Source organism: Mucilaginibacter calamicampi (assembly GCF_042676765.1).
Taxonomy (GTDB): Bacteria; Bacteroidota; Bacteroidia; order Sphingobacteriales; family Sphingobacteriaceae; genus Mucilaginibacter; species Mucilaginibacter calamicampi.
Genome location: NZ_JBHTHU010000005.1, coordinates 424833 through 436806 on the forward strand (window position 1 = coordinate 424833; position 11974 = coordinate 436806).

Here is an 11974-nt window from a genome sequence, read left to right on the forward strand (position 1 = left end):
AAATTTAATTAACGACATTAATGACCAATGATATAATGACTAATGACTAAATGATAAGCATGGCATCGCCATAGCTGTAAAAGCGGTATTTTTCTTTTATGGCCACTTCGTATGCATTCATTACATGCTCATAACCACCAAACGCCGATATCATCATCAATAAGGTCGACTCAGGTGTGTGGAAATTGGTGATCATTGAATTAGCTATGCTAAAATCATACGGAGGGAAGATGAACTTGCTGGTCCAATCGTTAATAGGCTTCAACATTTTACCAGCGGATACAGCCGATTCAATGGCCCTCATACTGGTAGTACCTACAGCGCAAACGCGTTTTTTACGCTCAATGGCCCTGTTAACAATATCAGCTTGCTTAGCTTCAATTATTATTTGCTCCGAGTCCATTTTGTGTTTGGTCAGATCCTCCACTTCAACAGGGCGGAAAGTACCTAAGCCAACATGCAGCGTAACCTCTGCAAATTCAACACCTTTTAATTCCAGGCGTTTCATCAGCTCGCGGCTAAAGTGCAAACCAGCTGTTGGGGCTGCAACCGCGCCTTCGTGTTTAGCATAAATGGTTTGGTAACGCTCTTTATCTTCGGTAGTAGCTTTGCGTTTAATATATTTTGGCAATGGTGTTTCACCTAATATCTCTACGTTGCGGCGGAACTCCTCATCGGTACCGTCAAACAAAAAGCGTATTGTGCGGCCACGCGAGGTAGTGTTGTCAACAACCTCTGCAATAAGCAGGTCATCCTCGCCAAAATACAACTTATTACCCACACGTATTTTACGGGCCGGATCAACCAGTACATCCCATAGGCGCAATTCTTTATTAAGTTCCCTCAATAAAAAAACTTCAATAGTTGCCCCGGTTTTCTCTTTGTTACCGTACATACGGGCCGGAAATACCTTGGTATTGTTAAGGATCATTACGTCCTTATCGTCAAAATAATCAAGTACGTCTTTAAAAACCTTATGCTCAATTTTGCCAGAATCGCGGTGTAAAACCATTAAACGGGCCTCATCACGCTCTTGTGAGGGGGTGTGGGCGATAAGTGATTCGGGCAGATTGAATTTAAATTGAGATAACTTCATTGTTTATTATTATAGGAATTTTAGGGCGCAAATGTACAAATATATTTATTGATTATGCTGTTTATGTTGGCGATTACACAGATACACACTTAATTACACCCGCTTGCGCCATGCAAATATAAATGTAGTTTAAGTTTATTAATTAATTGATGTAACTTAAGCCCCGTGTATTTATCTAATACATAACAACAATTTTGTTATTCAGTTTGAATTCTGTTGAAATCAAGTAATTCAGGTAGTTCGTAATATGATATTTTTAAAACTCTTCAGGGAAAGCTTTTTGTTTGCGTTTGATGCCTTAAGGCAAAATCGCCTGCGCACAATGTTGTCTTTACTTGGGGTTACAATAGGCATATTTACTATTATAGCGGTTTTTTCGGCTGTTGATACTTTGCGCGATAACCTGCAAACCAGCGTTGACAAACTGGGCAGCAACAGTGTATATGTTGAAAAATGGCCATGGGTTGGCGATAACAATTTTCCGTGGTGGAAATACATGCAACGCCCTGATTCAAAGATCAGAGACTATGTAGAACTAGAGCGCCGGAGCCAAACTGCCGAAGCGATTTCATATGAAGTGAGCATAGCTAACCGCACCATTAAATATAACAGTAACTCAATAGAAGGTGCTCAGATCTACGCAACATCGCATGATCACGATAAAACCTGGAATTTTGATTTGCAGGACGGAAGGTATTTCACAGAAATGGAATCGCGCACCGGTACACCTGTAGCGGTTGTAGGGGCTGATATATCAGATAATCTTTTCCCCGGCGGAAATGGAGTTGGCAAAAAAATAAAAGTAATGGGCAAGTACGTTACCATTATTGGCGTTTTTGCAAAAGAAGGCGATGATATGCTGGGTATATCAAGCGATAAACAGGTTTTGATACCCCTTAATTTTGCCCGAAACATTATTGATGTTCAATCTTCAAGATATAATCCTTCCGTAGTGGTAAAAGGTAAGGCGGGCATTCCGGTTGAAGAGGTGGTAGGCGAACTGCATGGCCTTATGCGCTCTATCCGCAGCTTAAAACCCGGCCAGGATGATAATTTCTCATTAAATGAGAGTACAATGCTTACCGCGCAACTGGATATTGTGTTTGCCATAATAAACAAAGCAGGTTTATTTATAGGTATTTTTTCAATTTTAGTAGGTGGCTTCGGTATCGCCAACATCATGTTTGTATCAGTAAAAGAGCGCACTAATATCATCGGCATTCAAAAATCATTAGGTGCAAAAAATTATTTTATCCTGCTTCAGTTTCTGATAGAGGCAATTGTGCTTTGCCTTATGGGAGGTATAATAGGATTATTGATGGTATATGGGGGTACTTTGCTGGTTACCGCATTGGCCGATATAACCATAAAACTATACCTTAAAAATATCATCATTGGTATAGGAGCATCTGTAGGTATAGGCACAATATCAGGTATTGTACCTGCATGGTTCGCCTCAAAACTTGATCCGGTAGAGGCTATACGCACCAATTAACAGAAAACGCTAAGCAAATTTCTCTGCAAATTTTTGAAGATGAGCTTTAAGTTCGCTCCAGTTTTCCTGTTCTATTAATTTTTTATCAAATAACGAGCTTCCCAATCCGTAGGCATTGGCACCTGCATTTTTAAAAGTTTCAATGTTATCAAGGGTGATGCCGCCGGTGGGTGCTAACTTTATTTTGTTAAGCGGGGCTTTTACCTCCTTAATATAATTAGCGCCCATTTGAGTAGCCGGGAATATCTTTACCATATAGGCCCCCATTTCCCATGCGTTATAAATTTCGGTAGGGCTAAAAGCTCCCGGAAATATAGGTATGTCTATGTTAACGCAACGTTCAATTATTTTTTGGTTCACAACCGGCGTAACAATAAATTGTGCTCCCGCGTTTAGCGCTATATCAAGTTCAGCCTGCGTGCAAACGGTTCCGGCACCAACGTTTAATGTGCTGCCAAAATTATCGGCAATAAACGCTATCATTTCGGCAGCGCCCTCGGTATTCATTGTTATTTCTATCGTGTTAAGCCCGGCATCCGCATAAACAGAAAGTATGTTTTTTATGGTGTCAAAAGGCATGCCTCTTACTATGCCCACTATAGGTACTTTTAAAAAAAGCTCTTCAGAAAATTTATTAGTTTTCATATAAAGGAGTATTATTTTGAGCGATAATGATCTGGCCCGCTATGGTGGCGCGGCTTAACACGTCGGCAGGCACAATTGTAGTGCGGGTTAAAAGCCCAAGGCATTCAAATGCCAGCCTGTATAGTTTATGTACGGCGCCGCCGGTACATAATATCAGTGGTACATCTTCATGTTTTTGCAGGCCGGCCAATTCGTTGCCCATCAACAAACCGCTTAGGTAAAGGGCATTTTGTTTTTTACCCAGTTTATTAAATAACTGATTCGTCCTCACGCTGAATAAGCTATTTAATATGTTGACTGATGCTGAATTGTGTACACCCCTTACAAATGCTTCTTTATCCTCCGCAGAAAGTTCCTCGGGAACGTTTACGTCTACCGAATCTTTCAATATACTATGGTGTGTAAGTATATTGTATAACTCGCCGGTCATAAAAGTTTGTATATCTACAAGCTTATCTGCTCTCACACTTAGATGTTTACTATGTGTACCCGGCAATATAAAAACTGTTTCGGTAGGGGTGTTGATGCCTAAAAGCTGAACCAGGCCTATCAATTGTGCTTCTTCGCCACGCATTACATCGCTGTCGCTTTTAACACCCGAAATAAGTATGATCCTGTTTTGAAAAGATTCTTCGGCCTCAAATATTTGAACACGGGCCTGGCTGCCATCGGTAGCGAATGGCAGATCGGCGTAAGGCAATTCGTGCATGCCGATTGACGCGGAAGCCATACCGGATATCACAATATCCAAACCAGACAGATCTACCGATGATTTATTGCTGAGTACGCTTAAGTTTGTTTTAAGCTGTTCTAAAAAATACTGTTTTCTGCTCAAATTGCTATGCGCAGCATTTGCCTGGTAGGCGTTAAATGTAAAAATAATGCCTTCGTCGGTTAACACCTCACTTAAAACGGCTTGATTTGTCCGGTCAACCAATCGCAGTCTGAAAGATGTTGAACCCCAATCGCAGCTTATTATGTGTTTTTCCATATTGGGTTACGGCTATTGGCAAAACCGTTTAGCGCATTTTAAGGCGATGTTTATAGATATGTTTATTAACTTCAGGGCAAAGATAAATTTTAGCGCCGTTAAAATGCAAGCTCAGGAACCTTTGGTGAACGATAAGTTTTTATTGGAAAAAGCTAAGGGCAAAGGTGGGTGGACCTACACCGTTTTACCCGAAACGGTACGCAAAAAGAAAACCCCGTTTGGTTGGATACAGGTAAATGGTTTTATAGATGATTTTGAATTGAAGGCTTATAGATTAATGCCCATGAGCAGCGGACAGTTGTTTTTACCTGTAAGGGCAGAGATCAGAAAAAAGATAAAGAAAAAAGAAGGCGACTGGATACATGTTGTATTATATGCGGATAACGCGCCCGCAGACATTCCCGAAGAGTTTTTATTGTGTTTGCAGGATAATGAAGAGGCCTACAGCAACTTTTTAAAATGCACCGATTTAGAGCAACGGGCGTTCATTAATCATATCTATTCTGCAAAAAGAGAAGATACCCGGATACAGCGCATAGTTCAAACTTTGCAGCTGTTAGAAACCGGGCAGAGGCTACCGAAATAAACTACCTGTCGTTTTGCCGAAATATTCTGATGGTATGCATATACCGGCCCTGGTAGTAGGCATTAAGCGGGGTTTCTGTTACGCCATCATCCTTACCTGAGGTTGAATGCAGAAATGTGATCTGTTTACCCGGATCAATTTTAAGAATACCCATATGCCCCACAACTTTTACGGTACTATCTGTGCCGGTAAAAAGGATCAGGTCGCCGGTTTTGGCATTTTTTATATCAATATGCCGGTTAACGTACGTAAACCCGACTGATTGCCGTGGCACAGCAACATTAAAATGATTAAAAACGTAAGTAATAAATCCGGAACAATCAAACCCCTTAGCCGGATCTGTAGACCCGTACAGATAGGGGACACCTTTTAGTGTTTCTGCATATTGTATTAGGGCTACAGGTGTTAAATTACCGGTGGCAATGGTTGTATAACCTGCATTATCAGGTTTTAGTGGAGCTAAAGAGATAGTGTTTTTGGCTAATGGTGTATCAGCTTGCTTTGATATAGGGGCATTGTAAACAAAATCGGGTTTATCTTCACCATAACAAGAGTAAAGTAAGATAGAAACGGCACAGATGTACAGCAATTGCTTCATACACCTTACGACACCTTAATTTATAGAATGTTTTGAAATAGATGTAATAAACCTATGGATAGACTTTATAGAGAATAATTTAATACTCTGCCGTAACATTAAAACCAACTCCCGCAATACCTAACTTTTCCCAGGCCGCCTGGCTGGTTTCGCGCGATATGATAGGACTTGCAAAAAACAACGCCGCCGAAAACATAAGGCCGTGCCCGGGTTCTGTTTTTATCCATTCCAGCCCAATAAAAAACTTATCCTCCACCATAATATTGTATGGCGTAAGGTCTACATCAATAGCCTTTTGTCCTTTTTTTACGGTTACAAAAATGTTGTCATGTAACAGGTTTTTGTCCGGCATGCCGTCCTTCACACTGTAAACATTTAATCGCATTATAACAGAGTCCAGATCGTTTTTTACAATTGACGCGTTAAAGCGTTTCAGCCAGGTAGGCGACCTCTTGGTTTTTATGATGATACCGATCTCGTGCCCAAGTTGGTTATCATGAAAACCTGCGCTTGTTGATTGGGATTTGGTAGTATTGCCCAACACCCCGGTTTTCCATTTGCGGTTAGTTACCTTAACTTCGCCAAGCTGTTTAACATCAGGTACCAGGGAAATATTTAAATCGCCCTGGCGTGTAGCCAGTTCTTTTATAACGTAAGCTTGCGGCTTGTAACCTATCATAGAAAACCTCAGGCTGTCATCCGCATTGTTATTAAGCGTTATGCTATATTTTCCTGCATCGTTACTTACAGTTCCAACCGCCCGGCCAATAACGCCAATATTTACATAGGGCAGGGTTTCGCCGGTTTTAGCATCCTTAACCCAGCCACTTATCTTTTGGGCATGCGCAAGGCTGATTGATAGGATCAGTATTAAAAAAGCTGAAAAGATCCTTTTCATTAATTTAAGCTGTCGCGTATAATTCTTCCCTTTGCTTTTGTACTGCATCACTGGTTATATACTCGTCATAAGTCATTAGTTTATCAATAATGCCGCCCGGAGTAAGCTCAATAATACGTGTAGCAACGGTTTGTACCAACTCATGATCTCGCGAGGTGAACAACATAGTGCCTCTAAAATCATTCATGCCGTTGTTTAACGCGGTGATGGATTCCAGATCAAGGTGATTGGTTGGCTCATCAAACATTAACAAATTAGCTCCCTGTAACATCATACGGCTAAACATGCAGCGCATTTTCTCGCCACCTGACAGCACCGTAGCTTTTTTCATTACCTCTTCGCCGGAGAACAGCATGCGGCCCAAAAAGCCACGAATAAACTGATCGTCTTTTTCGCCGGGCGAATATTCGCGCAGCCAGTCAATCAGGTTATCATCTTTGCCTGCAAAATAATCGGCGTTATCCATCGGGATATCTGCAATGTTAATGGTCACGCCCCATTTAAATTCACCTTTAAAATCTTTATCCCGGCCGGTTAAAATGTTGTACAGCGCGGTAGTAGCTAAACTGTTTTGGCTCAGTATGGCTATCTTATCACCTTTATTCACCATAAAGTTAATGTTGGAGAATAAAGGTTCGCCGTTAAGGCTCTTACTTAACTTTTCAACCTGTAATATCTGGTCGCCCGCTTCGCGGCCCAGGTTATTAAATATAATGCCCGGGTATTTACGGTTAGATGGTTGTATCTCGTCCAGATTGATCTTATCCAAAGCCTTTTTACGGCTGGTAGCCTGTTTTGATTTTGACGCATTGGCGCTAAAGCGGCGTATAAAGTCTTGAAGTTCCTTTACCTTATCCTCGGCCTTTTTATTTTGATCAGCGCGTTGTTTCAATGCCAGCTGGCTAGACTCGTACCAGAACGTATAGTTACCGGTGTAGATGGTCATTTTACCAAAGTCTATATCAACTACGTGCGTACAAACGGTATCTAAAAAGTGCCTGTCGTGCGATACCACTAATACAATAGCTTCGTAACCTGCCAGGAAATCTTCCAGCCAGCTTACGGTATGTATATCAAGGTCGTTGGTAGGCTCATCCAGCAATAATATATCAGGTTTACCAAACAGCGCCTGCGCTAATAGCACACGTACTTTTTGGGTGTTATCCAGGTCTTTTACCAGGCTGTAATGAAATTCTTCTTTAATGCCCAGGTTGCTTAAAAGAGTTGCGGCATTGCTTTCGGCATTCCATCCGTCCATTTCAGCAAACAGATTTTCCAACTCGCCCGCGCGTTCTCCATCAGCATCGCTAAAATCTTCTTTAAGGTAAATGGCGTCCTTCTCCTTCATCACCGCGTACATTTCCTTATGGCCCATCATCACTGTTTCTAAAACAGTAAATTCGTCAAAAGCGTAGTGGTTTTGGCTTAGCACAGCCATGCGTTCCCCGGGCGTAAAGCTCACAGAACCACTTGTAGGGTCAATATCGCCTGACAGTATTTTCAGGAAAGTTGATTTACCCGCGCCGTTGGCGCCAATAATACCGTAACAATTGCCCGGGGTAAATTTTAAATTAACGTCTTCAAATAGGGTACGCTTTCCATAGCGTAAAGATAGATTGGATACTGTAATCATGCTGCACCTTGTGTTTGCCGCAAAGGTAGTGTTTATAATGATTGGTTAATTGGAGAATACAAATGAAATTGAACAGGATGGCAAATAAATATAATGATGAGTTTTCGGTGTTTCGCGCTTTAATTTTGCGGAGCTATTTCTACACAACGGCAACTTTAAACCCCAATAAATTTGTTGACTCAATTTAAAAGAAAATGTACCGGATTTGCTTCAATAAAAAAATGTTAAAAAAAAGTTAAACTAATTTTCAAACATTACGTATAAAGCAATATATAGACCTATTATAGCCGATATTTTAACGTTTTTGCTTCAGTTAGATAGTTTTTGTTGCCTAAAAGTAAAAAACTTGTTAAGCAGCAATAAACCATTACTTCTAAAAGTTTTAAATTAAGGAACGGGTTTTGTAGAGGTTTAAACAATTATACACCTAAAAATAATTATTTATGTTTGCAGTGATAGTAAGCTTGATAGTTATCAATATTTTGGTACTTGCAGGCAAAGTAAACGATTCTAAACAAAGAATTTAGTACTTAGTTAAGCTGGGTAACTAATGCTTTTGTTTGATGGTCAGCCAGTTTTTGTAACGGGGCTGATGCCATCATTTTCATCATCATGTTTAATTCTGCGGTAATGATAAAAGTAACCGTGCTTGTATCATTATCGCCTTTTATTTCCCAATTTAATTTTACTGCAAACGGAGGTTTTTCTACCGGCGAAATTTCAATGTAATTATTGGGTTTGCGCTCAGTTATTTTCAAGCTGAGTTTCAGCATGCCCGGCACCTCAAAATAAGCATCGTTATAGCCGGATTTCCAATTAACCACATTATCAGGCATTAAGCCCTTGTGATTGTTAAAATCTGCCAGAAAGTTAAAAACTTCATCAACAGAGCGGTTAACGGTAACAGTGCTTTTAAAGGTGCTCATAATATCAATATTATACTCCCCAAGTTGAAGGAGATTCTCGCCATGATCTTAGCATATCTACATCCTTACGTGTAATGTATTGATGTTCTTCTGCGTAATTTATAAGCGCGGTGTAATTAGAAAGCGTTATATAAGGGCAATTGGCATTTTTAAAATTCTCTTCGGCAATATTAAACCCATAGGTAAAAATAGCTGCAAGCCCGGCTACATCGTATCCGCCTTCGCGTAAAGCTGTAACTGCTTGTAAGCTGCTTTGGCCGGTAGATATCAGGTCTTCAATAACAACCACGCGCTTTCCGGTCATGCTATCATCACCTTCAATCATATTGCCGCGGCCATGTTCCTTAGCCTTGGCGCGTACATAAATAAAAGGTAATCCCAGTTCCTGGGCAACTAATGCACCTTGTGGTATACCTGCTGTGGCAACACCGGCTATGCACCCAACCGAACCAAATTTTTCCTGTATGGCTTTTGATAACTGCTGGCGTATATACGTGCGTACAGTTGGATGAGACAATGTAATACGATTGTCACAGTAAATGGGCGATTTCCAGCCCGAGGCCCATGTAAATGGATTATTAGGTTGTAATTTAATTGCTTTAATTTGCAGCAGGAACTCCGCTACTTGTTGTTCAGTTTCACTGGTATTAAACATGGCTCAAAAATACAGAATTTATATTAACGAAAAAGTTATCTTATTAACAGAAACACTTCCCGAACGCTTGGATAACTATCAACAAATTGACAGCCAGACGTTTGATCTGAAAATTATTTACACCTGGATTGTTGCCCATAAAAGAAATCTGTTTTATGTGCTATGCCCCAATGCTAAAGCCTTTTTAAAGCAAGTAAAGCAAAGCGTTACGCTGATAAAAGCTGCCGGCGGACTGGTTAAAAACGAGAAGAAAGCTTTTTTGTTTATCTATCGTAACGATAAATGGGACCTGCCTAAAGGTAAAATTGAGAAAGACGAGACCGTTAAGGAGGCCGCGGTGCGCGAGGTGGAAGAGGAATGTAATATAACCGTTAGCAAGTTAGAGGATAAGATCTGCAAAACCTACCATGTGTACGTTAGTAAAGGCGATGTAGTGCTCAAAAAAACCTGGTGGTATGATATGAAATGTAAAGGGCAAACTAAACTTAAACCGCAGTTGGAGGAAGGCATAACGGATGTACGCTGGTTTAAAAAAGATGAAATTGATCCCATCCTTTCAAATACTTTTCCTTCAATAATAGATGTTTTAGAGAAAGCTGAGCTGATTACAGAAAGGCAATGGCCTCTTTAGGTATAAACTGACTTACATCGCCATTGTAACGCAAAATTTCGCGCACTATGGTTGAACTGATGGAAGAGTAGCCCGGCTTGCTTACAATAAAAATACTTTCAATATCGGGCGCGAGCGAGTGGTTCATCTGGGCTATGGCTTTTTCATACTCAAAATCTGATACGGTACGTATGCCGCGTATCATATAACCGGCGCCAATGCTTCTGCAAAAATCTACCGTAAGGCCATCGTATGCTACAATATGTATTTTGGGTTCAGTTTCAAAAATTGCGCGCAGCATTTGCTCACGTTTTTCAATGGCAAGCAAACCTTTTTTCGAGCTGTTGTCGCCGATACCTATATACACTTTATCAAATAATCCTACCGAGCGTTTTACTATGTCGACATGGGCTTTTGTAACCGGATCAAATGATCCCGGAAAAAGGGCTATTTTCATGAATTGCGTATTTTTAAGTAAATGTACAATTTATACGTGTTTAGCTAAGGTTTTTATTGTTGTCTGAAAAACGAGAACGAAGAATGCCCGTACTTACGCTGCTCCGTAAAATTAGGATGATTGCTCAAATTCTGCATAGACTGATGTTCTACGATCAGCAGGCCATCAGGCAGTAATAAGTTTTTTTCAAATACTGTTTTGGGTATTTCGGGTATGCGGTTCAGGTCATACGGCGGATCGGCAAATATCAGGTTGTATTGATCGGTTTCCAAGTCCAGGTATTTAAAAACATCAGCTTTAAAAGTCTTTATATTACTCAACTGATGTTGTTTGGCGGTATCCTTTATATAATGGATACAATGTATACTGCGGTCTACAGAGGTAACCTGTTCAGCCCGGCGCGAAGCGAACTCAAAAGCAATGTTGCCGGTGCCGCTAAACAGGTCAAGCACCTTTATATTGTCAAATTCTATTTGGTTTTGCAGGATGTTGAACAGCGCCTCTTTGGCCAGATCTGTAGTAGGGCGTACCGGTAAATTTTTTGGCGGATTTAAGCGCAGCCCTTTTAACGTGCCTCCGATGATACGCATAGCAGCAATGCAGATAGCTTAAGCAACTGACCTGAGTTCAACTCTTCTGGCAGTTTTGCTATTTTCAACTTATTAATATCCACCACCGGGAAAAACTCAGACAAACGTGCCCTGTATTCTCTGTTTACCGCAGCTCCGCTTAAGTATAAATGTACCTCTCTTTGCAATACCCCCATCTGTTTAAAAACCACAGAAACCGCATACGCAAGGTCGTCTGCTGTTTTATACTCAAAAGTATTGTATAGCCTTAGTTTTCCGTTTTTAAACCGTAGCAGCTCCGCAACTCCTTCTTCAATATTTATATATATGGTATTGTAAGCGGGGTTGGTGTTTGCAATCACATTTATCCAGCCCCTGCTGCTGTGTACGCAGCGGTCCAGATTAAATTTGCCAATGGCTTCAAAAACTACTGCTTTTATTTTGTAAATTATAAAATTGTCGTCGTCAAGCTGTTGGGCCAAAACCTTTTCATCTTCTTTTACATCAAAAAAGCGGGCGTAGCCGGCCACCTTGTCCGTACTGTATAACTCTGCCGGAACTATGGTAAATGCCTCAGCATCCACGCCTACTACAACGTCTTTAAAATTGGCCAAAAGTTCATTGACCATTTCGGTTGGCTCAACCAGCTCCTCAAGGATGCAATTTTCGGCCAGGGCCATCAACCTGTCGTTATAAAAAACGGCATAAGTAAAGAGGGTACTGTTTACCTGTAGTACCATGGTGTAGTAATACGCCAGGTTAAGGTCAAAGTCCTTGTGCCGATAGGTATAGTTAATTTCGCCCATGCTATCAGC

Annotated in this window: 14 protein-coding genes; 3 read left to right on the forward strand and 11 right to left on the reverse strand. The window is 40.8% G+C overall.

The genetic code is table 11. From position 1 onward, the window contains the following. Positions 1-46 precede the first annotated feature (46 nt). The gene (queA, locus tag ACFQZS_RS07565; RefSeq protein WP_377098846.1) at positions 47-1096 is read right to left on the reverse strand and encodes a tRNA preQ1(34) S-adenosylmethionine ribosyltransferase-isomerase QueA; all 1050 of its coding nucleotides are present in this window, start codon (positions 1094-1096) and stop codon (positions 47-49) included. A gap of 247 nt (positions 1097-1343) precedes the next feature. On the opposite strand from queA, the gene ACFQZS_RS07570 reads away from it, so the two are divergent. Then, positions 1344-2591, forward strand: coding sequence for an ABC transporter permease (locus ACFQZS_RS07570; protein WP_377098848.1), 1248 nt, complete (start codon positions 1344-1346; stop codon positions 2589-2591). Positions 2592-2600: 9 nt separating this feature from the next. On the opposite strand, the gene ACFQZS_RS07575 is transcribed toward ACFQZS_RS07570, so the two are convergent. Next, entirely contained in the window at positions 2601-3236 is a 636-nt protein-coding gene (locus ACFQZS_RS07575) for a bifunctional 4-hydroxy-2-oxoglutarate aldolase/2-dehydro-3-deoxy-phosphogluconate aldolase (RefSeq protein ID WP_377098850.1), read from the reverse strand. Continuing rightward, entirely contained in the window at positions 3226-4227 is a 1002-nt protein-coding gene (locus tag ACFQZS_RS07580; RefSeq protein WP_377098852.1) for a 2-dehydro-3-deoxygalactonokinase, read from the reverse strand. Before ACFQZS_RS07580 ends, ACFQZS_RS07575 begins: the two co-directional genes overlap by 11 nt. Here ACFQZS_RS07580 and ACFQZS_RS07585 point away from each other — a divergent pair. Next, positions 4214-4813 (forward strand): YdeI/OmpD-associated family protein, encoded by a 600-nt coding sequence (locus ACFQZS_RS07585; RefSeq protein WP_377098854.1) that lies wholly within the window; start codon positions 4214-4216, stop codon positions 4811-4813. The two genes, ACFQZS_RS07580 and ACFQZS_RS07585, sit on opposite strands and share 14 nt — an antisense overlap. 1 nt (position 4814) lies before the next feature. On the opposite strand, the gene ACFQZS_RS07590 is transcribed toward ACFQZS_RS07585, so the two are convergent. From ACFQZS_RS07590 to pyrE, 5 genes are all read right to left on the reverse strand, one after another. Next, positions 4815-5411: a C40 family peptidase gene (locus ACFQZS_RS07590; protein ID WP_377098856.1), complete on the reverse strand. Its 597-nt coding sequence runs from the start codon at positions 5409-5411 to the stop codon at positions 4815-4817. A 79-nt stretch (positions 5412-5490) separates the two neighbouring features. After that, positions 5491-6309, reverse strand: coding sequence for a carboxypeptidase-like regulatory domain-containing protein (locus ACFQZS_RS07595; RefSeq protein ID WP_377098858.1), 819 nt, complete (start codon positions 6307-6309; stop codon positions 5491-5493). A gap of 4 nt (positions 6310-6313) precedes the next feature. Then, the gene (locus tag ACFQZS_RS07600) at positions 6314-7942 is read right to left on the reverse strand and encodes an ABC-F family ATP-binding cassette domain-containing protein (protein ID WP_377098860.1); all 1629 of its coding nucleotides are present in this window, start codon (positions 7940-7942) and stop codon (positions 6314-6316) included. A gap of 530 nt (positions 7943-8472) precedes the next feature. Then, positions 8473-8868, reverse strand: coding sequence for an SRPBCC family protein (locus ACFQZS_RS07605; RefSeq protein ID WP_377098862.1), 396 nt, complete (start codon positions 8866-8868; stop codon positions 8473-8475). Between the two features lie 10 nt (positions 8869-8878). Beyond that, entirely contained in the window at positions 8879-9523 is a 645-nt protein-coding gene (pyrE, locus tag ACFQZS_RS07610) for an orotate phosphoribosyltransferase (RefSeq protein ID WP_377098864.1), read from the reverse strand. On the opposite strand from pyrE, the gene ACFQZS_RS07615 reads away from it, so the two are divergent. Beyond that, complete coding sequence (locus ACFQZS_RS07615; RefSeq protein WP_377098866.1) at positions 9522-10154, forward strand: NUDIX hydrolase; 633 nt, start codon at positions 9522-9524, stop codon at positions 10152-10154. The genes pyrE and ACFQZS_RS07615 overlap by 2 nt on opposite strands. Here the strand turns inward: ACFQZS_RS07615 and coaD are convergent. The 3 genes from coaD to ACFQZS_RS07630 are packed head-to-tail and all read right to left on the reverse strand — an operon-like array spanning position 10129 to position 11965. Further along, on the reverse strand, positions 10129-10590 hold the full coding sequence (gene coaD / locus ACFQZS_RS07620) for a pantetheine-phosphate adenylyltransferase (RefSeq protein WP_377098868.1): 462 nt from the start codon (positions 10588-10590) through the stop codon (positions 10129-10131). The genes ACFQZS_RS07615 and coaD overlap by 26 nt on opposite strands. Before the next feature lie 53 nt (positions 10591-10643). Continuing rightward, positions 10644-11180 carry a 16S rRNA (guanine(966)-N(2))-methyltransferase RsmD gene (gene rsmD / locus ACFQZS_RS07625; RefSeq protein ID WP_377098870.1) on the reverse strand — a complete coding sequence of 179 codons (537 nt, stop codon included), beginning with the start codon at positions 11178-11180 and terminating at the stop codon, positions 10644-10646. Next, positions 11156-11965: a DUF3822 family protein gene (locus ACFQZS_RS07630; RefSeq protein WP_377098872.1), complete on the reverse strand. Its 810-nt coding sequence runs from the start codon at positions 11963-11965 to the stop codon at positions 11156-11158. Before ACFQZS_RS07630 ends, rsmD begins: the two co-directional genes overlap by 25 nt. Between the last annotated feature and the right edge of the window lie 9 nt (positions 11966-11974).